The sequence below is a fragment of the Ferruginibacter profundus genome (genome assembly GCF_054783275.1).
The window spans coordinates 1,353,077-1,374,320 of the sequence record NZ_BAAGQW010000003.1 but is presented as its reverse complement, the minus strand read 5'-3'; the positions used below and the strand labels follow the sequence as shown (position 1 = coordinate 1,374,320).

19 protein-coding genes are annotated in these 21,244 nt (G+C 38.3%); 9 read left to right on the top strand and 10 right to left on the bottom strand.

Annotation, left to right across the window (positions count from 1 at the left end; genetic code table 11):
- The first annotated feature begins 17 nt into the window (after positions 1-17).
- The gene (gene nadD, locus ACYVM0_RS25545; RefSeq protein WP_460562047.1) at positions 18-590 is read left to right on the top strand and encodes a nicotinate-nicotinamide nucleotide adenylyltransferase; all 573 of its coding nucleotides are present in this window, start codon (positions 18-20) and stop codon (positions 588-590) included.
- Here the strand turns inward: nadD and ACYVM0_RS25540 are convergent, their stop codons facing one another.
- Both ACYVM0_RS25540 and ACYVM0_RS25535 read right to left on the bottom strand, forming a co-directional pair.
- Positions 591-1,844: a chromate transporter gene (locus ACYVM0_RS25540; protein ID WP_460562046.1), complete on the bottom strand. Its 1,254-nt coding sequence runs from the start codon at positions 1,842-1,844 to the stop codon at positions 591-593.
- 14 nt (positions 1,845-1,858) lie between these two features.
- A complete protein-coding gene (locus ACYVM0_RS25535) occupies positions 1,859-2,800 on the bottom strand; it encodes an isopenicillin N synthase family dioxygenase (protein WP_460562044.1) in 942 nt (313 codons plus the stop codon).
- Positions 2,801-2,838: 38 nt separating this feature from the next.
- Between ACYVM0_RS25535 and ACYVM0_RS25530 the strand changes: the two genes are divergently transcribed.
- Positions 2,839-3,888 carry a DUF3089 domain-containing protein gene (locus ACYVM0_RS25530; protein WP_460562042.1) on the top strand — a complete coding sequence of 350 codons (1,050 nt, stop codon included), beginning with the start codon at positions 2,839-2,841 and terminating at the stop codon, positions 3,886-3,888.
- A gap of 13 nt (positions 3,889-3,901) precedes the next feature.
- Here the strand turns inward: ACYVM0_RS25530 and nadA are convergent, their stop codons facing one another.
- Positions 3,902-4,906, bottom strand: coding sequence for a quinolinate synthase NadA (gene nadA, locus ACYVM0_RS25525; RefSeq protein ID WP_460562040.1), 1,005 nt, complete (start codon positions 4,904-4,906; stop codon positions 3,902-3,904).
- A 584-nt stretch (positions 4,907-5,490) separates the two neighbouring features.
- On the opposite strand from nadA, the gene ACYVM0_RS25520 reads away from it, so the two are divergent.
- On the top strand, positions 5,491-7,638 hold the full coding sequence (locus tag ACYVM0_RS25520; RefSeq protein ID WP_460562038.1) for a peptidylprolyl isomerase: 2,148 nt from the start codon (positions 5,491-5,493) through the stop codon (positions 7,636-7,638).
- Positions 7,639-7,756: 118 nt separating this feature from the next.
- On the top strand, positions 7,757-8,266 hold the full coding sequence (locus ACYVM0_RS25515) for a DUF2480 family protein (protein ID WP_460562036.1): 510 nt from the start codon (positions 7,757-7,759) through the stop codon (positions 8,264-8,266).
- A 75-nt stretch (positions 8,267-8,341) separates the two neighbouring features.
- Here the strand turns inward: ACYVM0_RS25515 and corA are convergent, their stop codons facing one another.
- Together corA and ACYVM0_RS25505 are read right to left on the bottom strand one after the other, a co-directional pair.
- Positions 8,342-9,439, bottom strand: a complete 1,098-nt coding sequence (corA, locus tag ACYVM0_RS25510; RefSeq protein ID WP_460562034.1) for a magnesium and cobalt transport protein CorA — start codon at positions 9,437-9,439, stop codon at positions 8,342-8,344.
- Between the two features lie 277 nt (positions 9,440-9,716).
- On the bottom strand, positions 9,717-9,986 hold the full coding sequence (locus tag ACYVM0_RS25505; protein WP_460562032.1) for a helix-turn-helix domain-containing protein: 270 nt from the start codon (positions 9,984-9,986) through the stop codon (positions 9,717-9,719).
- Between the two features lie 241 nt (positions 9,987-10,227).
- Between ACYVM0_RS25505 and ACYVM0_RS25500 the strand changes: the two genes are divergently transcribed.
- The 3 genes from ACYVM0_RS25500 to ACYVM0_RS25490 are packed head-to-tail and all read left to right on the top strand — an operon-like array spanning position 10,228 to position 13,634.
- Positions 10,228-12,078 (top strand): PAS domain-containing protein, encoded by a 1,851-nt coding sequence (locus tag ACYVM0_RS25500; protein ID WP_460562030.1) that lies wholly within the window; start codon positions 10,228-10,230, stop codon positions 12,076-12,078.
- Positions 12,079-12,088: 10 nt separating this feature from the next.
- A complete protein-coding gene (locus ACYVM0_RS25495) occupies positions 12,089-12,529 on the top strand; it encodes a response regulator (RefSeq protein ID WP_460562028.1) in 441 nt (146 codons plus the stop codon).
- A gap of 13 nt (positions 12,530-12,542) precedes the next feature.
- A complete protein-coding gene (locus ACYVM0_RS25490) occupies positions 12,543-13,634 on the top strand; it encodes a sensor histidine kinase (RefSeq protein ID WP_460562026.1) in 1,092 nt (363 codons plus the stop codon).
- On the opposite strand, the gene ACYVM0_RS25485 is transcribed toward ACYVM0_RS25490, so the two are convergent.
- Positions 13,629-14,255, bottom strand: a complete 627-nt coding sequence (locus ACYVM0_RS25485; RefSeq protein WP_460562024.1) for a response regulator transcription factor — start codon at positions 14,253-14,255, stop codon at positions 13,629-13,631. The two genes, ACYVM0_RS25490 and ACYVM0_RS25485, sit on opposite strands and share 6 nt — an antisense overlap.
- 267 nt (positions 14,256-14,522) lie before the next feature.
- On the opposite strand from ACYVM0_RS25485, the gene ACYVM0_RS25480 reads away from it, so the two are divergent.
- Positions 14,523-16,229, top strand: a complete 1,707-nt coding sequence (locus tag ACYVM0_RS25480) for a sensor histidine kinase (protein ID WP_460562022.1) — start codon at positions 14,523-14,525, stop codon at positions 16,227-16,229.
- Between the two features lie 2 nt (positions 16,230-16,231).
- On the opposite strand, the gene ACYVM0_RS25475 is transcribed toward ACYVM0_RS25480, so the two are convergent.
- From ACYVM0_RS25475 to kdsB, 4 genes are all read right to left on the bottom strand, one after another.
- Positions 16,232-16,654 carry a DUF1801 domain-containing protein gene (locus ACYVM0_RS25475; protein WP_460562020.1) on the bottom strand — a complete coding sequence of 141 codons (423 nt, stop codon included), beginning with the start codon at positions 16,652-16,654 and terminating at the stop codon, positions 16,232-16,234.
- Between the two features lie 38 nt (positions 16,655-16,692).
- Entirely contained in the window at positions 16,693-17,484 is a 792-nt protein-coding gene (locus ACYVM0_RS25470; protein ID WP_460562019.1) for a hypothetical protein, read from the bottom strand.
- Positions 17,485-17,608: 124 nt separating this feature from the next.
- Entirely contained in the window at positions 17,609-18,682 is a 1,074-nt protein-coding gene (locus tag ACYVM0_RS25465) for an iron-containing alcohol dehydrogenase family protein (RefSeq protein WP_460562017.1), read from the bottom strand.
- A 147-nt stretch (positions 18,683-18,829) separates the two neighbouring features.
- A complete protein-coding gene (kdsB, locus tag ACYVM0_RS25460) occupies positions 18,830-19,546 on the bottom strand; it encodes a 3-deoxy-manno-octulosonate cytidylyltransferase (RefSeq protein WP_460562015.1) in 717 nt (238 codons plus the stop codon).
- Between the two features lie 233 nt (positions 19,547-19,779).
- On the opposite strand from kdsB, the gene ACYVM0_RS25455 reads away from it, so the two are divergent.
- On the top strand, positions 19,780-21,228 hold the full coding sequence (locus ACYVM0_RS25455) for a circularly permuted type 2 ATP-grasp protein (RefSeq protein WP_460562013.1): 1,449 nt from the start codon (positions 19,780-19,782) through the stop codon (positions 21,226-21,228).
- Positions 21,229-21,244: the final 16 nt, after the last annotated feature.

Genomic DNA, 21,244 nt, shown 5'->3' with positions numbered 1-21,244 from the left:
TCATTATCAAATAGTTAATGAAAATAGGACTATATTTTGGCTCATTTAACCCTGTTCATGTAGGACATTTAATTATTGCCAATCATATTATCAATAACACAGCTCTGGACCAGGTATGGTTTGTTGTTTCTCCCCAAAATCCATTTAAAACAACGGCTTCCCTGCTGAACGAATACCAACGGCTGCATATGGTAAATGTAGCTATCGAGGGCGAAACCAGGTTAAGAGCAAGTAACGTGGAGTTTAAATTACCCAAGCCATCATATACTATCGACACGCTCACCTATCTCCGGGAAAAATATCCTGATTATGAGTTTGCTATTATAATGGGAAGCGACGGCTTTCAAAATATCAATAAATGGAAGAATTATGAAAACCTGGTAAAAAATTATTCTTTCTATATTTATAAGCGACCAGGCTTTGATGTTTTAGAAACCTTTGGTGCAAACACCACCATACTTAATGCCCCGCTACTGGATATTTCAAGTACAGAAATCCGTAAACTAATTAAAGAAAAAAAATCAATTCGTTTTTTGGTTCCCGATGCAGTAAAAGAAGAAATTGAAAGGAATGCTTATTACAGGGTATAATTAAAAAATAAGGCCCAGCAACAGACAGAATAAAACAATAAATGGTGCCGGTATTTTTGTAAGTTGTAATAATAAAAAAGTGCCGGTAATAACACCAATATTTAAAAAACTAAGTGTATCAAACGAAATTATAGAAACGTCTTTTAACAGATACAAAGTAGCCGCCCACATTATTCCAACTACCACAGCATTTATTCCTTCCAGTGCCCGATAGACTACCACATACTTTTTTAGGTATTGCCACACGGGGAAGAAAAATAATACCAATAGTGCACTTGGTAAAAAAATGGCCACTGCTCCTATTATACAACCCAACAATTGCATTTCTTTTCCTTCCTTTTTCATGGCTACTCCACCGGTAAAAGAAGCAATTGAAAAAACCGGCCCCGGTATTGCCCTTACCATACCTGCCCCCGTAAGCAACTCATCTCTTTCAATCCTGATTATATTCGGATCGTTCTTTTGAATAATTCTATCCGAATTTGGCCTGGCTACATACTGATCCAGCATCAGTGGTATCAATACATCGCCGCCACCAAATACAAAACTTCCAAACCGGTAAAAGTTTTCAAAAAGGTTAAATGCCTTTCTGTTCTCCCAGTTCTGCTTTCGTGCTGTTTCGCTTAATGCACCAGCTATTAAAAATATCAAAACAAATACCCAGATATTGGTCCATCGGATATGCCGCGGTTTTATTACTTCCTTTTCGGGAATACGTCTGCTGCTGAAATTGGTGGCAATACCACCGGAAACAATCAGGGCCGGAAATACCCATGGCGTTTTGAATAAAAAATAAGTGGCTATCATAGCCACCAGCATTATTACCTGTGTAATAAAATTATTAATAGAAATCTTAAAAGCTTTAAAAGCCGCATAAGCTAAAAATCCAATGGCCATAGGTTGTATGAATTGAAAAATACTTGTATTTAGTTTTTGCGTACCAATACCCGAAACTAAAAATGATAATCCCCCCATTAAAAAACAGGCAGGCAAGATCCAGATAATCAGTGTTAACACAGCTAAGGGTACGCCTCCCCGTTTGTAACCGATTAAAGTAAGTATTTGAGTAGATGATGCGCCAGGCAAGAGCTGACAAAAAGAATTATATTCCATCAATTCTTCTTTGGTCACATCTTTTCTCCTGTCCACAAAAGTTTTCATCATCATACCCATGTGCCCCTGCGGACCGCCAAATGCGGTTATACTGTGCAGGAACACAGACTTTAAAAAAGAAATATGCCGGAGTAGTATCAATGTATGTGGCTTACTTATTTTTTCAATCCTATTTCCCTCAGTCTTTCGTCAAGATATTCACCTGCAGTGGCATCCGGGTAGGCCTTTGGATGACTGGCATCAATACAACTGCTTAAGCACTCAAGACTCATACTGCTTTTTGGATGAAGGAAAAAAGGAATAGAAAAACGGGACGTATGCCATAGTTCTCTTGCAGGATTTACAACACGATGAGTTGTACTGCGCAATTTATTATTGGTAAGTCTTTGCAGCATGTCACCAACATTCACAACAATCTGTTCGGGTAAGGATGTAACACCTACCCACTCATTCTGTTTGGTAAGAATTTGAAGGCCATCTGCAGAAGCACCCACCAAAAGTGTGATCAGGTTTATATCTTCATGTTGTTCTGCACGTATGGCACTTTTAGGCTCACTTGTAATTGGTGGATAGTGTATACTTCTTAAAATTGAATTTCCATTATGTACATATTCATCAAAATAATGCTCATCCAGCCCTAAATACAAAGCAATTGCCTGGAGCAGTGCGGTACCGGATTTTTCAAACTCCCGGTAAGCATGTTCAAAAGTGGGATTAAAGGCTGCAATCTCATTTACTGCAACATTAGGTGGATATTCCTCTTCATCAAAATTATCTCTTGGTACCTGGCCATACTGAAAAAATTCCTTCAGATCCGGCGCATCACTACCCTTTGCATGTTCTTTTCCAAAACTTGTATATCCTCTCTGCCCCGCCAATTCAGGTATTTCATACTTCTTTTTTTGCTCAGAAGGAAGGGAGAAGAACTCCTGAACATATTGATACAGATCGGCAATTAACTCGTCCGGCACCCCGTGATTTTTAACTGCTACAAAACCTACTTCCTCATAAGCTTTCCCCAACTCCTGCACAAATGCTGCTTTACGCACAGGGTCACCGCTTAAAAATTCTGCTAAATCAACTGAAGGAATTGCCATATAGATTACTTTTATCGTTAACGAATGTAGATTTGTTTATGAAAAATTACAAAACTTCTTTTTTATTCAGCATTAAAATTTCAGCTTTTTTACTTTGCATCATACTCGTTTCCTGCACAAAAAAAAATTATCCGGCGATAACCAACCATCAATCGTATACAGCTACCAATAAGCCGGATTACTCAGACCTGTACTACTGGGCAGCTCATCCCTGGAAGAAAGATGCCAGTGATAGTGTTCCCAAACCCCTTCGTTCATCCTATCATCCTGATTCGAGTGTTGATGTTTTTTTTCTTCATCCTACCACTTTAACTAATTATAATGACCAACGATGGAATGCGCCTATTGATGACTCGGTTATAAATAGCAAAACAGACAGGTCCACAATTTTATACCAGGCAAGTGTATTTAATGAACAATGCAGAGTGTTTGCACCTCGTTACAGACAGGCACATATCAAAGCATTTTTTATTGCCAGTAAAGAGTCGGAAAAATATTTTGACACTGCTTATGAAGATATCAAAGCCGCTTTTATTTACTACCTCGAAAACTTTAATGGCGGAAGACCAATAATAATTGCCTCGCACAGCCAGGGCACCAAACATGCTGCCAGGCTGTTAAAGGAATTTTTTGAAGACAAGCCCTTGCAGCATAAACTGGTATGTGCTTATATTCCCGGCTTAGCTGTTCCGGAAAATTATTTCAGTTCTATACCGCCATGTAAAGATTCCACATCAACCGGATGTTTTGTAAGCTGGCGCACTTTTAAAAGGGGTTATACAGAACCAGATTTTGTAGCGAAAGAAAATTTTAAAGCAGTTGTTATTAACCCGCTTACCTGGACCTCGGATACTGCGCTGGTACCTGCTAAAAAAAATTCTGGTGGCGTATTATTAAAATTCAATAAAATTGTTCCTCATGTGGTTAATGCTAATATTTACCGCAATGTGCTGTGGACCAGTAAACCCAATGTTGCAGGAAAACTGTTTTTTACTAAAAAGAATTACCACGCAGGTGACATCAATTTGTTTTACATGAACATCAGGCAAAATATAAAAACAAGGATTGCAGCATTTTGGAAGCAATAAAATCTGTTACCGGCTATAAACCATATTTAGCGCTAATCTCCAGCATCCTGTCAATTGGCTTTTTAGCAGCCAGCCGCAATTCCTCATCCATAGTTATTTCGGGTAACTCGTATTCCATACACAAATACAATTTTTCCAACGTATTCAATTTCATATGCGGACAATCGTTGCAGGCGCAACTATTATTTGGCGGAGCAGGTATAAAAGTTTTGTTGGGGTTATTTTTTTGCATCTGGTGTAAAATACCGGTTTCGGTTACCACAATATATTCACTGGCATCGTCCTTTTGTGTAAACTTCAATAAACCGGTTGTGCTGCCAATATAATCAGCAATGGCCAAAACAGGAGCTTCGCATTCGGGGTGTGCAATAATTTTTGCTTTAGGGTGCCGGATTTTTAATCTGGTAATTTTTTCGAGACTAAAAATTTCATGAACCATACAGGCCCCATTCCACAGCAACATATCTCTACCCGTTTGTTTGTTGATATAAGCCCCAAGGTTCCGGTCTGGTGCAAAAATGATAGGTTGGTCGGGCGGTAAGCTTTCAATGATTTTTTGGGCATTAGAAGACGTACAGATGATATCACTCAGCGCCTTCATACCTGCAGAGCAATTAATGTAGGTAATTACCAGGTGATCAGGATGTTTATCCTTAAATAATTTAAATAAAGCAGGAGGTGCACTATCACTTAACGAGCAACCTGCATTTAAATCGGGTAATAAAACTTTTTTACCGGGATTTAAAATTTTTGCCGTTTCTGCCATAAAATGAACACCTGCAAAAACTATGATATCAGCTTTTGTTTTTTCAGCTGCCTGTGCAAGGCCTAAACTATCCCCGATAAAATCCGCCACGTCCTGGATATCCGGTTCCTGATAGTAGTGCGCCAGGATAATAGCATTCTTTTCTTTTTTTAATCTCTCTATCTCTGCAAACAGATCCATCTCGGGGTTTATGTTTACATCCAAAAAACCGGCGGTGGTTAAATTATTTTTTGCGCTGTTAATATCTACCATAATATGTATTAATACTTATTATTTATATAATCACTTACTACTACTATGGGTGTTAATAAGTGTAAAGAAATATTTTTCTCTTTGATGTAAAATTAAAACCTTTTACTTATTCACCTTCATCCACATCTAATTAACATAAAAAAAATTGCAGATATACATTTATAAGGCCCGTTACCACTGCATAATATTTTTTTGCTGCTTTAATTATAAACAGTGGTTAATAAAAAATGCAGAGGAAAACTAAATCAACAATTTTTTAAAAAGGCCTGTTAATATCCGTGGTATAAAATGTCATCTTCCAACATTATGATTTATGAATTTACATTTTGTAGATTTTAAACCCATTTTACAAAGACTTTTTAATGACAAAAACTATCGTTATCAACACTAAACAGGGTTTATTAACAAACAGGTGTTAAAAACCCTGTTTTATATATATGTTGATAAAAATAATCCGGCCATCCGGCCAGGCGGCTTAAAAACCCTGCTACTACTCAATTTTTAGTGCTATAAAGGCCCAAAATTTAAATGTTAATATCTTATTTTCCCCTATTTTTGCCGTCCATTTTAATTACAGGAAAAATATGCAAGTAATTCAGACAATTCGTGACAAAGGTGCTGCAGTGGTTATTGCAGTAATTGCTTTAAGTTTAATTGGCTTCTTATTAATGGATGCTAATTCAGGTACTAAAGGCGGCGGTGGTTTTTTTAAATCGTTAGCCAGTAATGTAGGTAAAGTTAACGGAGAAGCGATTGAAAAAAGTGAATTTGACAGGAAATATAATGCTGCTTATGATATGGATAAAGAGCAGTCGGCACAAAGTGGAAGAACCACCGAACCTGAAAGAATCAGGGAGCAGGTATGGAACCAAATGATTAACGAAGCTATATTTTATAACGAAGCGGATAAACTTGGTATTGATTATACTTCTGAAGAGCTGAAAGCTTTTCTTTATAGTAACGATCCTTCCAACCCTATGTTACAGGATAAAAATATGGTTGACCCGGCAACAGGTAAACTGGATCCTGCAAAAGTTAAACTGGCCATTGCTGATCTTAAAAAAGCAAAAGACAAGCGTTTGGAAATGATACAATCCCGTTTACTGGAACCACAAAAAATTGCCAGTGTATCAGGAAAATATTTTGCCTTGCTTAATGCAAGCGCTTACTATCCTGCCTGGATGCAGGAAAAAGACAAAGCAGAAAATAAAAACTTTGCCAATATATCTTTTGTAGAAGTTCCATTTAGTGTAATCAGCGATAGTACTATCAGGGTTAGTGATGATGAGATTAATGCTTATGTAGCTAAACATAAAAAGCAATTTAAACAGGAAGAAGGCCGGATGATATCTTATGTTGCGTATAGCCAGTTGCCTAACAGCGAAGACAGCGCTAATATTAAATCGATTGTGGCTGGTTTAAAAGATAGTTTTGCTACTGCTCAAAACCCGGCTAACTTTTTAGCAAGAAATGCCTCAGTAATTCCATTTGACACCAGCTACCAGTCTAAATCAAAAATCGGTTCATCAGCAACTGATACTATAATAAAACAACCAATCGGAACAGTATATGGTCCGTTCCTTGACGGAGGTAATTATGTACTGGCAAAAGTACTGGGAACAAAAAACTATCCTGATAGCGTAAAAGCAAGACATATATTAATACCAACAGCCGATCCGCAAACCGGTCAGCCGATTATGGAGGATAGCGTTGCAAAAAATAAAGCCGATAGCATTTTAACCGCAATAAAGGGCGGAGCAGATTTTGCAGTACTGGCAAAACAATTTGGTACCGACGGAACCAGGGATAAAGGAGGAGACCTTGGATTTTTTGGTTTTAGCGGCCCGATGGTGGAAGAATTCAATCAACAGATTTTTGGCAAACCCGTAGGAACAAAAGAGGTAATAAGAACCCGTTTTGGTTACCACGTAATAGAATTGACTGCAGAAAAAGGCAGTATAACTGCTTATAAAATTGCCTTTATGGCAAAAGAAATCAGTGCCAGCCCCGCAACAATCAGTACTGCCAACTTAAATGCAACTAAATTATCCGGCCAAAAAACAGCTAAAGATTTTGAAGCCTATGTTGCTAAAAACGGTTTGCAAAAAATAACCTGGCCAACAATTGTTAAAGAAAACGATTATGCTGTAGGGCAATTACAAAACGCCAAAGTATTGGTAAAATGGGTTTTTGATGCTAATGTAGGTGATGTAAGTGAGCCCTTCAATATTGGCAATCAATTTATAGTAGCTACAGTAGATAAAGTACAGAGCGAAGGCATACAGGATGCAAAACAGGCAAGGCCAATGGTGGAAGGCGTGATACGCAATAAAAAGAAAGCCGAAGCTATAATTGCTAAACTGGGAACCCCGGCTACGCTGGAAGCAGCAGCAGCAGTATATAACCAACAGGTTTTAACTGCGGGTGCAGACAGTTCATTAACCTTTAACAGCCAGATCATTCCTAATGTAGGGCCTGAACCAAAAGTTATTGGTGCAAGTTTTAATAAGGATAATCAAAGTAAGATTTCTGCACCAATTGAAGGTAATTCAGGTGTATTTGTAATTAAAGTAAATAGTGTAGGTACCAAACCGGCTGATACTCCCGAAGCTGAAGCACAAAGAAAGGCACAGCAAATTACAACAATCCGTAACCAGGTTGGTGCCGGCTGGTTTGAAGGTATAAAAGAACAGGCTAAAATAGAAGACAGCCGCAGTAAATACGGTTATTAATACCTGATAGATATTTTTTTAACAGCCCCTGCTTTAGCGGGGGCTGTTTCATTTACGAGAAAAAGAATTTTTTATAAGGCCAGGCTTTGCCGGCATATTATTGGTATAACTTTGTACTATGGAAGAAATAATGTCCAATAAGGTAGCAGAAAGCGGTATCATCACCCTGAACCTGGAAGATTATTATCCCAAGGGGGATACAGCTGTATTTGACCTGAAGGATTATTTATTTATGGGTTTAATATTAAAGGAAAAGGATTTCAGGGAAGCACTGAAAAATTTAGACCTTACACCTTACAGCAACAAAAATGTGGCACTTACCTGTACTGCTGATGCTATTATACCCATGTGGGCATACATGCTGGCAGCCAGTTACCTGCAGCCAGTTGCAGCCAATGTAGTTTTTGGAAACGAAGATTTTTTGCAAAAAACATTATTCTTAAAAAATCTCTATAGTATTAACACAGCAGATTTTACTGATAAAAGAGTGGTGATAAAGGGTTGTGGCGATCTGCCTGTTTCAGAATCTGCCTATGTGGAAATTACAAACCTGTTAAGGCCGGTTGCAAAAAGTATTATGTATGGGGAACCCTGCAGTACAGTTCCAATTTTTAAGAAGAAGGCGTGAGTCGTGAATGGTGACACGTGAATTGGTGATCTGTCAAACAGCCTTATTAATCATTGACCATTCACGTCTAACGCTCTAAAACCATCCCCGTTTCCTAAATATCCTGATCATAATTAGCGGAATACCTATCATAGCAAATGCAGCAATTATAAAAGTAGTATTTGTGTGCAGCCATTTCATGTTTTCAAAATTCATCCCAAAAATGCCACCAATAACGGTAGCGGGTGCCAGCAAACAGGTAACTACGGCCATTACTTTCATCACCTCATTCATCTTTAAATTAACGTTACTTAAATAAAGGTCATTTAAGTTCATCATCATATCGCGATAGTTTTCTGCCAACTCGTTAGCCTGTAAAATATGGTCGTACACATCTTTAAAGTATTTTTCGGTACGCTCTTCAATCAGTTCGCTATCGCTTCGTAAAACACCATTTACCAATTCCCTTACCGGGGCAATGCTTCTCTTTAAAACAATCATTTCTTTTCGAAGCATATTTATTTTGGCCAATGTACGGGTGTTGGCGTTGCGTACAATATCTTCTTCAAGGCCCTCGATCTTTTCTCCCAGCTTTTCCATTACCACAAAATAATTATCAACTATCATGTCAATTAAAGAATAAAACAGATAATCAGCCCCATTCTGCCGCACTTTACTGCCCGGTATTTTTAAACGCTCCCGTAATGGATTAAATACATCTTTTGCTGCATCTTCCTGAAAACTGATCACAAAATTTTTGCCCAGCACAATGCTTATTTGCTCAATTTCAACAGCCGAATCCTTTTCATTGAAATACATCATATTCAGCAGGCAAAAAACCAGCCCGTCAATTTCATCCATTTTGGGGCGCTGGCCAATACTTAAAATATCTTCGGTAATAAGATAATGAATGCCATAGTGAGCACAGATCTTTTCCACATCTACTTTGCGCAAACCATCCACATTTAACCAGGTAATTTTTGGAGAATCCAGGAATGCAAAGCATTCGGGCACTGTTTTCAGCTCCCTCATATCTGCCTGGGTAGCATTATAATCAAAAACGAAGATCTTTATTTCTTCGGGCTCCACCCTGGGAGCAGCCACAGTAGGGTTTACCTGCAATACCTTTTTGGTACGCAGTAATTCCAGTGGATTCAATATATAGGAAAAATATTTTTTACTCTGTTCGAACATGGACCGGTATTTAAAAAACAATTTACAGAATATTTTTTATACCGGATTTTGTTTTAAAAGAGGCTATTTTTTGTCTATCTCCGTTCAATATTAATTTGTTATAAGAAAACAGCATTTAACACAGGCGAATGAAACAATGCCAAAAATAATATAAGGTAAGTGTAAACCCGAACAAGAAATTTTAATAGAAAAGAAGCGCTTAAATGATAAGGTTATTTTCCGGCAACAAAAAGACTGTAGCCATTTTACTATACCGTGTAGACGAAAAACTACCGGGCTAATCTTTAAAGAAATCTTCCAGAGAAATTTCAAGCGCTTTACTTAGCTTATATAAAGTGCGAATAGTGGGATTTGATTTTCCGGATTCTATCCTGGACAAACTTGCTTTTTCAAAATCACACTCCATAGCAAGTTGATTTTGAGTCATATTTTTACTAACTCGAATTGTTTTGATTCTTTCGCCCAGTTTTACAAGCACTTTATGCTCACCCATCGTTTGGTTGTTTTTTACAAAAGAAGTGAAGATAATGGGATAGATTGTTGTCATAAAGGACAATTATCATATAAGTAGCTGATTTAAATCAGTTGTATAAACAAAACAAAAACAGGTGTATATCAGAAAAAATATTAAGAAAAATTTCTTTTTGTTGTTTTTTATTACAACTTTTGTTTAATAAATTGTACCAATAAATTAAACTATCCCTTTCGTATTAATTTAAAGGCAGCTCCTGGCTGGTAAAACAATAAGCTTACTGTAATAAATAAGCATAGCTATGCCTATAAAATAAATGAAAAATAATAATACGATAATTCCGGGGCATTTTGGAAGAGAGCCTTTTTTCTGCATCAATGCAAACGGTTGTATAAATGATGTTAATCATGCTGCTGAAAAGATTGCGGGAAAACTTTTGCAGGAATTAAGCGGTAGTTATTTTAAAGATTTATTTACTAATCCGCAAAGGGCAGAGGAAATGTTGCACAGGATTTTAACCGAAGGTGCTATCAGTAATTTCAGTTTATCATTTTGCTCGGATAATGAAGAAAGAAGGAAACCTGTTTTATTGAATGCTTTTTGCCTGCCTGAAGGCTATAAAAAAGAAAAAACAATTTTTGCAATAGCATCGTTACCGGAAACAGAGGAGGGCAGGTTTCAAAAAATACTGAAAGAAATTGCTGATTATAAATATGCACTGGACGAATCTGCCATTGTAGCAATTACTGATCAAAAAGGTATTATTACTTATGTAAATGACAATTTTTGCAGTATTTCAAAATTCAACAGAACAGAATTGATTGGAAAGGACCACCGGATCATTAACTCCGGCCATCACCCTAAAGAATTTATCAGGAACCTTTGGCTAACCATTGCCAGCGGAAAAATCTGGCGTGGAGAATTAAAGAATAAAGCTAATGATGGTTCCTATTACTGGGTAGATACCACCATTGTTCCATTTCTGAACCAGGATAATAAACCCTACAAATATTTAGCTATAAGGGCAGATATTACTTCCAGGAAATCGGTGGAAGAAAACCTGCAAGCCAGCCTTAAGGAGATATCTGATTATAAATATGCGCTTGATGAATCTTCCATAGTGGCTATTACCGATCAAAAGGGTATCATTAAATACGCCAATTATAATTTTTGCAAAATTTCCAAATTCAGCTACGAAGAATTGATAGGAAAAGACCACAGGATCATTAACTCGGGCCATCATCCCAAAGAATTTATCCGGAACCTTTGGGTAACTATTGCCAATGGAAAAATCTGGCGTGGCGAATTAAAAAACAAAGCCAAAGACGGCACTTATTATTGGGTGGATACCACGATAATTCCTTTTTTGGATGCTAACGGTAAGCCATACCAGTATGTTGCAATAAGGGCCGATATAACACAGCGCAAGCTGGCAGAAGAGGAAATAATTGTATTGAATGAAGAACTGGAAAAAAGAGTAAAGGAGCGGACAGAAGAAATAGAGTCCTTTTCTTATTCGGTATCGCATGATTTAAGAGGCCCTTTAAGAGCGGTTAATGGTTATGCTAAAATACTGGAGGAGGACTATAACACTATTTTTGATACAGAAGGAAAACGTTTGTTAGGGGAAATACAATATAATGCAAAAAAAATGGGGACCCTTATAGACGACCTGCTTTCATTTGCAAGACTGGGAAGAAAAGAAGTACAGGGTTCGGTGATTGACATGAATAAATTAGTGGCAACAGTTATCAGGGATATTAATCAAAACACGGTTCATCATGCGGCAATAAAAATAAAAAAACTGCTGCCTGTAAAGGGAGACTATGTTTTGCTGGAACATGTAATGAATAACCTTATTGGCAATGCGATAAAGTATTCTTCAAAACAGGAAAAGCCAATCGTGGAAATAAAATCGAAAAGGGGGAACAGGGAAATGATTTATTCCGTAACTGATAATGGCGTGGGTTTTGAGATGGAATATAAACACAAGTTATTCGGCGTATTTCAACGGCTTCATTCGGCCGAAGATTTTCCCGGTACAGGAGTTGGCCTGGCAATTGCATACCGGATTATTGAAAAACACAACGGAAAAATATGGGGAGAAAGCATACCGGGTAAGGGGGCTACTTTCTTTTTTTCGTTACCGGATATTAATCACCTGTAAAACAACACCCATGGAAAATACAGAAATAGAAATACTACTGGTAGAAGATAACAGGAATGACGCCGAGCTAACCATCAGGGCACTTACCAAAGGCAAAATTGCCAATAGTATTGTACACCTGCAAGACGGAGCAATGGCAATTAATTTTTTATTTGGCACAGGCGACTTTGCACATAGAAATATTAACAACCGGCCTAAAATTATATTGCTGGATTTAAAAATGCCTAAAGTAGACGGTCTTGAGGTATTGAAAAAGATAAAATCGGACGATCTTACAAAAAAAATTCCTGTGGTTATTCTTACTTCTTCAAAAGAAAACCCCGATATTGAAAGAGCTTATGCCCTTGGAGCAAACAGTTATATTGTAAAACCTGTTGAATTTGATGGATTTGCCAAGGCTATAGGCGACCTGGGATTTTACTGGTTGCTGCTCAATCAAAACCCCTACTAAAACGTAAACTGCTATGGAAACAAAACTAAAAATACTGCACCTGGAAGATACTGCGTATGATGCAGAACTGGTGGAACGGGAATTAAAAAAGGGCGGCATTCTGTTTGAAAAAATAGTGGTTGATAATGGCAGGGATTTTGAAACAGCACTGAATGATTTTATTCCCGATATCATTTTATCAGATCACTCATTACCTTCCTTTGATTCGGCAGGAGCAATTAAAATGGTACAAAAAAAATGCCCCGAAACCCCAGTGATATTAGTTACGGCAACAGTATCTGAAGAGTTTGCAGTAAATATTTTACAACATGGGGCAGCAGATTATATTTTAAAAACAAACCTTAACCGGCTCCCGTCAGCAGTAAAAAAAGCAATAGAAAAAAGCCGTATGATACGTGAAAGAGAACAGGCAGAAGAAGAATTAAAGCATTCTTACCTGCAGATACGAAAGCTGGCCTCCCATTTACAAAATATAAGAGAAGAAGAAAGGGCATCGATGGCAAGGGAAATACATGACGAGCTGGGCCAGCATTTAACGGCACTTAAGCTGGATGTATCGTGGCTATCGATAAAACTTAAAGAAACTGATCCCCAGGTTTTAGAAAAAGTAAAAGGCATGGAAAGATTGCTGACCACGGCACTTATTACAGTAAAAAAACTGGCATCAGAGCTGCACCCGGCTTTGCTGGATAAATTAGGCCTTATTGAAGCTATAAGATGGCAAAGCAGGGAATTTGAAAAAAGAACCGGTATTAAAATAACGCTTGACCTGCCAGAAGAACTGACGGGTATTTCCAGCAAAACAAATATTGCACTGTTTCGTATTTACCAGGAATCGCTTACCAATGTTGCCCGGCATTCAGGTGCGGCCACTGTTTATTGCAACCTTAAAAAAGAAAATGAAAACCTTTTGCTGACAATAACAGATGATGGAAAAGGTTTTGACGTAGCGGAAACGGAACAAAGACACTCGCTGGGTTTACTGGGCATGAAGGAACGTTCTGTAATGATCGGTGGTAAATATACACTCACCAGTGAGCCGGGTAAAGGAACAACAGTAGAAGCTATTCTGCCGGTTAATGAAATATCCTTACCCGAATTATAACTTATAACTATTGGCAAGTTCCTTTAACTCCAGGATATTAGTAACCTTTAGTTTTTCAAACACTCTGGATTTGTGCGTACCCACTGTTGATATCTGCAGGTGCAAAGTTTTTGATATTTCGCTCACCGATTGACCTGTTAACAACAAGGATGTAATTTCAAATTCCCGGGGAGATAATTTATCAAAAGGGTTATCCGGTGTACCTGCAAAGGAAGCATCGGCCAGCATTTCGGCAAAAGATTCACTGATATATTTGCGGTTATTTAAAACCATATTGATGGCTTTCTTGATCTCGTCCAAAGACGAATCTTTAGATAAAAAACCCATAGCACCGGCTTTTAAAAAGCGTTTGGCATAAATATTTTCTGCACTCATTGAAAAGATCAGCACTTTTGCTTCAGGGTACCTTACCTGGATATATTCCATCAACCCCATGGTGTCGCTGTTGGGCATTTGTATATCCATCATAATCAGGTCGTACTGATGTTGTTTCAATTTTTCTGTAGCACTCTCACTGTCACCGGCTTCATGAATTTCGCAGGGTTTAAATATTTCGGAAAGTAAACCCTGTATACCGGAACGGACTACAATATGGTCATCAACCAATAAAAATTTTTTCATAGTAAGGCTTAAGCTATACTTAAATATAGGAACAATTCTACATAAAGTCAATTCTTTGTACTAAGAAATACCAAACCAGGCTGTATGATATTTGTACAGTCAGTAAAATCCAATCCTGTACCAAACCCTTGACCATGATGTCCCGTTTTATATCCAATAATAATATGAATGCTCCCAAAAGCGGGCCAGAATGTTTACGTCATTTGGTTGCCCGGCCACGCTTTTGTGTGCCCCTGACTGCAGGGCGCAACATATAATAGTATACCTATGAAACCAACTTATATAGGAGAACTGCAGTTGCAGGTAAAAGAAAAATCAGACCGGCAGATGAATTATTTTCTGATTGGCTTTTTTTTTATTGGCTTGCTGCTGGCTTTTTACTACGATACCTGGTTAATTGCTATTGGTGTAGGTGGTCTTTCATTACTTTCTTATTATTCCGCCAAATTAATTTTACCCAATTCAAAATTTTACCAGTATACACTGGCTGTAGTACTGGGCATTTTTATGGCGCAATTTATTTACCAGATGCATGGCTTGTTTGAAATGCATTTTTTTGCTTTTATAGCAAGTGCTGTTTTAATAACGTACCGTAACTGGAAACTGCAGATTCCCCTGGCCATAGTAGTAATATTGCATCATGCTGCATTTGGCTATTTACAATTTACCGGCTTTAATACAATTTATTTTACGCAGCCGGAAGTGATGAGCCTGCAGGTTTTTACTATTCATATTCTGCTGGCAACATCTATATTTTTACTTTGTGGTTTAACAGCTCATAACTTTAAAAAATCCGGGGAGCATGATGCCAAACAAAGTTTTGAAGTAGGTAAATTACAGGAAGCCAATGAGCAGAAAGAAGTTTTGATTGTAATGAGCGAAAATCTTAAGCAGAGTAACGAAAAATTGAGACAAGCGAATGATGAGCTTGAAAAAATATTCAATACTGTAGATGAAGTGCTGTTTTCGATGGATATGGTTAATTACAGGATCAAACATATATCCATTGCCTGCATAAAAGTATATGGGTATACGCCGGATGAATTTATGACAGACAGGGATCTCTGGTTAAAATTAATTCACCAGCACGATAAAATTTTTGTGGGAAAGATTTATGAAAAGTTACAAGCGGGCAATACTGTTTTTAACAAATACCGCATCATACATCGTGACAATAACATCCGCTGGGTAGAAACTAAAATGATACCAGCGCTGGATACAAGAGGACGGCTTATACGCATTGACGGTATTTGTAATGATGTGACAGAAAAAATGAAACTGGAAAAAAAATTAGCCACAGAAAGAAAACAGCAGGTGCAGGAAATAACTGCTGCTGTAATTGCGGCACAGGAAAAAGAAAGGGCATTTTTAGGAGAAGAGCTGCATGATAATATCAACCCTATTTTGGCAACGGCCAGGTTGTATATGGATTGTGCGGTATCAAGGGAAGAAAGCCGCATCAACCTGATAAAAGACAGCAAGAACTTTATTACTACGGCAATGGATGAGATAAGAACACTTTCTAAAACGCTGGCAGCACCATCATTGGGCGACATCAGTTTAACCGATGCCATTGCGGATATGATTAGCCATATTGAAAATGTACATGAACTGGAGTTTAGCACTAAATGGGCCTGCGAGGATGAAGGCATGATCAACGATAATCTTAAGCTGGCCATTTACCGGATAGTGCAGGAGCAGTTGAACAATATTTTAAAACATGCCAGTGCCAAAACCGTGTTTATTACTTTACAACAGCAAGGCACTAAGGTTGAGCTGAATATTACGGATGATGGTATTGGTTTTGATGTTACCCAAAAAAGAAATGGTGTGGGTCTGCAGAATATTATAAACCGTAGTGCCATATTTAATGGTAAAGTTAATATAGCATCTGAACCGGGCCAGGGTTGTGAACTTACGGTACTGTTTAATGCTGCAGAAGAAATAACTGCAAAAAATATGGCGAGGGCATAAGATTATTTTGCCGGGTGTAATTTCTTTTTATTGGCAATAGCATTTTTTATCATTTTCATTAAAATGCCGGTATCAATGTCTTCCAGTTTTTGAATGTGAATGCAACCACCATCAACTTTATGTTTCCCCAGTTTCAATAGTAACTCTTCTCTTTTATCAAAAGTGGCCCCAAGATAAAATGTAAGGACATTAGCTCTTGGAGCTATACTGAGCAGGGCAGCTTCCCCCTCCCTGCCGCTATCGTATTTGTAGTGATAACTGCCAAAACCAACAATAGCGGAGCCCCACATTTTGGGTTCCAGTTTTGTAGTTTTTGTTACCAGTTCAATTACAGCCAAAAAATCGTTACGCTTCTTCTCGTCTTTTATTGCAGCTACAAAAGCAGCAACACTATTCCCGGTTTCAACGGTTTTGTTTTTTGCCATGATGCAGAGTTATTTAAACGATTATGTTGACAGCAGATTTACCTGTCGAAGCCTAAACAAAATTGAAAATAAAATTGATTATTTCTGTCAACCGGTGCGTTAATAATGTCTCCTCCTCTCATTTGCCAGGCAACATCTTTTAAACCATATCGATAACCTACTCTAAAAATTTGCCAATAGAAATTTGCTGCTTTAGGACTTTTGAGTTTTAAACCTAGAGCAAAATCAAGATAGTTTTGAGAATGAGTTAAATTAATTGTGCTTGCCTGGCCTGTAAACAAGTCATTAAAATTTGCTTGTGTTGCTGATTTGTGAATATACATATTTAAAAAACTACCTACATAGCCAATCTGTGGGTGTAATACTATCGGGCTTTTCTTAAAGAGGTTTGTTGCTATGTAAAATCTTCCATGTACTCCTTTAAAACTTGCATTTTTGTTATCGAAAACATATCCGTTCAACTCCACACCATACGTCATAATTGGTTTGCCAATAGCTAAACTTGCCCCAAGGCCTGGTACAGTAGTTTTTATTTCCTCTTGTCCGATTGATTTTAATCTTTTGTTCAGGTTTTTAAAATCAGTAAAATAGAGCCCTATATTGGCTAACAATTCCACCGTTACAACCTTGCCTCCATTTTTATTATTTAGCTTCCCAACAATTTCTTTATATCTATCAGAATTTTTTAAGGAGTCATAATTGCTTCGCCAAAGTTTATTGAGTTCTCTTTGATAGTATTTGACAGAATCTTTTACCGGCTTTTGATTTGGGATTTGTGCATTTGAGAATAACGACAAACCGGAAAGAAAAATTAAAAAAATATATTTCACATGTAGAATTTTTGAGTCTTTTAAAACCTGTAGCTAACTCATAAATATCCGCAACGGTACGAAAAGCGTTAACAGCCTGTACAAAACTATTACAATGATAATTTTGAAAGCCGGGTATTAAAAACTACAATTGCTCATACAAAGCCCTCAGCTTTTCCCTGGTCATAATTTTTTCCCAGTCTTTACCCAGGGCATTTTCCCAAAGTGGTTTCATGCCTAATGATACATTGATCATTTTATCAAAATCTTCATCACTAAGCCCGGCACAGATATGTTGAGGAATATCGATCTTATTTTTTGCTACCATTATTTTAAACTCTTTTACACCTTCGGGATAATACTCCTGCAATTTATCAAACACAATACAATTACCCACGCCATGTTTTGTACCCAGCAAATAACTGAGGCCATAACTAACGGCATGGGCTACACCCACCTGGCTGTATGCAATACTCATACCGCCTGCATAAGAAGCCATCATCAGTTTATCATCGCTGTCGGCATCCCAGCCACTCTTGTTTACATATACTTCACGGCAAAGTTGCAGGGCTTTTTCGCCATAACTTTTGCTGAATTCATTTAAATAAGTACCGGTTAAACTTTCAATGCAATGGATATAACAATCCATGCCGGTATAAAAACGCTGGTTGGCCGGCGCATCGGCAGTTAATTCAGGGTCTAAAACGATCTGGTCAAAAGGCGTAAAATCGCTGTTCATGCCCAGCTTTTTTGTGGGCCCGGTTAATACAGTTGTACGGCTTACTTCGGCACCGGTACCGCTTAAAGTTGGAATACCCACTTTATATACCCCGGGTTGTTTTACAAGGTCCCAGCCCTGGTAATCGGCAGAAGAACCGGGGTTGGTCATCATCAGCCCTACTGCTTTGGCAAGGTCCATGGCCGAGCCGCCGCCAATACCAATCACACCGCTAACGGTACCAAATTCATCTTTCAGCTGGTTGGCTAAACTATCTACATAAGTGGTTTTAGGTTCGTAGGTAACATCCACAAAAATGATCTTGTCGTTGCCACGAAGGGGTACCCTACCGGCCAATGCCTTGCCTTCAAAAAAATGATCTACCAGGAAAACCATTGGTGCTCCGGCCTTACGGTGTGGTGCAATAATTTCATCTAACTGGTTAAAACTACCGCGGCCATAAATTACATAGCCCACCATTTTAAAATTTCTGAATGCCATAGAATGTTTTTTTAGCCGTCACGAAATTAGTGAAAATGCCACAGATGCAGGGCAATACAGAAGATGTTTTGCCTGTGGCAAAAACCAGCCACGGATTACACAGATTTGTTTATTCCTTAAGAGAATAGGAAAACTGTTATTTTGTAACTACAACATCTTCTCTGCTCTCTCCAGATCTTCCGGAGTATCAATTTCTACACCCATATATTTTGTAACCACCATTTTCAATGGCACACCATTTTCTAAATAGCGGAGGCATTCTACTTTTTCTGCTGCTTCCAGTGGCGTCATGGGCCAGTTGGTAAAGTTGAGTAGTGCCTGCTTGCGAAAAGCATATACACCGATGTGTTCGTAATAGGTAACGGACACATTTTTATCTCTCGGGTAGGGTATCACACTACGGCTGAACATTAATGAATTCATGTTTTTATCAACGGCAACTTTTACATAGTTAGGGTCGTTAATAAATTTTTCATCGTACAATACCTGCATGAGTGACGCTACCTGTACCGATTCGTCAGCAAATGTCTGCAGTAATTTCTCTAACGGGTCTCTTTGTACAAAAGGTTCGTCGCCCTGCACATTTACCACAATATCTACTTCCATACCGGCAATGGCTTCTGCAATACGGTCGCTGCCACTTTCATGCGTTTTTATACTCATTTTGGCTTTGCCGCCGTGCTGTGTTATTTCGTTAAAAATAATTTCACTGTCGGTTACCACCATCACCTCATCAAACAAGCCTGTAGCAACTGTATTATCATACGTATGCCTGATAACAGTTTTATCTTTTAATACCTGCATCAGTTTGGCAGGAAAACGGGTGGCAGCATAACGTGCCGGTATCATGGCAATGGTTTTCATCTAAAAAAAATTAATACACAAAGTTACCAATATTATGGCATGTGCTGCATACTCCTTTGGAACGGCGATATCAAGGAAAAAACTTATTATTTATATCACCGGATTCTGTTCCGCCGCATTACAATTATAAAAACTGTTTTTGTTTAATCCCTTTTTAAAACAAACTGAATTCCCTATATTTGAATACCTGACTTTTTCCGATTGCAAGCCTTAATTTTTTAAAACTAACTGTTATGCAAGCAAGCGAACTGGTGCAATCGTATTTGGTAGATGCAAATACCTGGGATGAAATGTATAAAGATACTGCCGTAAGGGAGCAGTATAAAAAGGCACTGGATTTTTTGCAGCAACTCTCCGTAGATGAACTGAATAAAAAAGAAGAACTGGCCAAGCGTTTGTTCATGAGCCAGGGTATTACTTTTACAGTATACAGCAGCGGCGAAGGCATTGAAAAGATATTTCCTTTTGATATTATCCCCCGTATCATTACCGCACCCGAATGGGATTTTATTGAGAAAGGCATTAAACAAAGGCTGCGTGCCCTTAACCTTTTTTTAAAAGATATTTACAGCAACCAGTTCATCATTAAAGATGGTGTGATACCGGCGCAAATGATCTACAGTTGCCCGCATTATTTAAGAGAGATGCACAACTTTCCTGTGCCGTACGATATTTATGTGCATATATCAGGTATCGATCTGATAAGAGACAGCGACGGCTCGTTTTATATTTTAGAAGATAATTTGCGTACACCCAGCGGTGTGAGCTATATGCTGGAGAACCGGGAGATCACCAAACGTATCTTTCCCGATCTGCTGCCGCAAAATAATGTAAGAACGGTAACGGAATATCCGAATATCCTGCACCGCAATTTAGTATCGCTTTCGCCAAGGCAGATTTATAACCCCACTATAGTTTTATTAACACCGGGCATTTATAACTCTGCTTATTTTGAACATACCACATTGGCAAGGATGATGGGTGTGGAATTGGTGGAAGGAAAAGACCTGGTGGTGGATAATCATAAAGTGTATATGAAAACCACATCGGGCCTGCAACAGGTAGATGTGATCTACAGAAGGGTGGATGATGAATATCTTGATCCGCTGGTTTTTGACCCCGGAAGTTTATTGGGCGTTGCCGGTATTATGAGTGCTTACCGTAAAGGCAATGTGGCCATTGTAAACGCAGTAGGCAATGGTGTGGCCGATGATAAGGCTATTTACACTTTTGTTCCGGCCATGATACGGTATTATTTAAACGAAGAACCGTTGTTAAAAAATGTACCTACCTATCAATTGGCCAAAGAGGATGAAAGGGAGCATGTATTTAAAAATATTGAGCGCATGGTGATTAAAAAAACCAATGCCAGCGGCGGCTACGGTATGCTGATGGGCAGTGCAGCGGATGAAAAGGAAATAGAAGATTATAAAAAAGAAGTGTTGATTAATCCAAGAGAATTTATTGCACAACCCATCATTAGTTTATCCAGTTGCCCTTGTTATATGGATGGCACTTTAAAAGCAAGAAGAATTGATCTGCGCCCTTATGCCTTATGCGGTCCTGGTGGAATAGAAATTGTTCCCGGTGGATTAACGAGGGTGGCGCTTAAAGAGGGGTCGCTGGTGGTGAATTCGTCGCAGGGAGGTGGTAGTAAGGATACCTGGGTGCTGGCGGAGTAATTGTGCCGCAGATTAC

Excerpts from the sequence above, each read along its gene's own strand:
- ACYVM0_RS25490 (WP_460562026.1), top strand. The coding sequence starts at position 12,543 with ATGGAAACAAAACTAAAAATACTGCACCTGGAAGATACTGCGTATGAT.
- ACYVM0_RS25485 (WP_460562024.1), bottom strand. The coding sequence starts at position 14,255 with ATGAAAAAATTTTTATTGGTTGATGACCATATTGTAGTCCGTTCCGGT.
- nadA (WP_460562040.1), bottom strand. The coding sequence starts at position 4,906 with ATGGTAGATATTAACAGCGCAAAAAATAATTTAACCACCGCCGGTTTT.
- corA (WP_460562034.1), bottom strand. The coding sequence starts at position 9,439 with ATGTTCGAACAGAGTAAAAAATATTTTTCCTATATATTGAATCCACTG.
- ACYVM0_RS25455 (WP_460562013.1), top strand. The coding sequence starts at position 19,780 with ATGCAAGCAAGCGAACTGGTGCAATCGTATTTGGTAGATGCAAATACC.
- ACYVM0_RS25465 (WP_460562017.1), bottom strand. The coding sequence starts at position 18,682 with ATGGCATTCAGAAATTTTAAAATGGTGGGCTATGTAATTTATGGCCGC.
- ACYVM0_RS25515 (WP_460562036.1), top strand. The coding sequence starts at position 7,757 with ATGGAAGAAATAATGTCCAATAAGGTAGCAGAAAGCGGTATCATCACC.
- ACYVM0_RS25475 (WP_460562020.1), bottom strand. The coding sequence starts at position 16,654 with ATGGCAAAAAACAAAACCGTTGAAACCGGGAATAGTGTTGCTGCTTTT.
- ACYVM0_RS25530 (WP_460562042.1), top strand. The coding sequence starts at position 2,839 with ATGAAAAATTACAAAACTTCTTTTTTATTCAGCATTAAAATTTCAGCT.
- kdsB (WP_460562015.1), bottom strand. The coding sequence starts at position 19,546 with ATGAAAACCATTGCCATGATACCGGCACGTTATGCTGCCACCCGTTTT.
- ACYVM0_RS25535 (WP_460562044.1), bottom strand. The coding sequence starts at position 2,800 with ATGGCAATTCCTTCAGTTGATTTAGCAGAATTTTTAAGCGGTGACCCT.
- ACYVM0_RS25495 (WP_460562028.1), top strand. The coding sequence starts at position 12,089 with ATGGAAAATACAGAAATAGAAATACTACTGGTAGAAGATAACAGGAAT.
- ACYVM0_RS25500 (WP_460562030.1), top strand. The coding sequence starts at position 10,228 with ATGAAAAATAATAATACGATAATTCCGGGGCATTTTGGAAGAGAGCCT.
- ACYVM0_RS25480 (WP_460562022.1), top strand. The coding sequence starts at position 14,523 with ATGAAACCAACTTATATAGGAGAACTGCAGTTGCAGGTAAAAGAAAAA.
- nadD (WP_460562047.1), top strand. The coding sequence starts at position 18 with ATGAAAATAGGACTATATTTTGGCTCATTTAACCCTGTTCATGTAGGA.
- ACYVM0_RS25520 (WP_460562038.1), top strand. The coding sequence starts at position 5,491 with ATGCAAGTAATTCAGACAATTCGTGACAAAGGTGCTGCAGTGGTTATT.
- ACYVM0_RS25505 (WP_460562032.1), bottom strand. The coding sequence starts at position 9,986 with ATGACAACAATCTATCCCATTATCTTCACTTCTTTTGTAAAAAACAAC.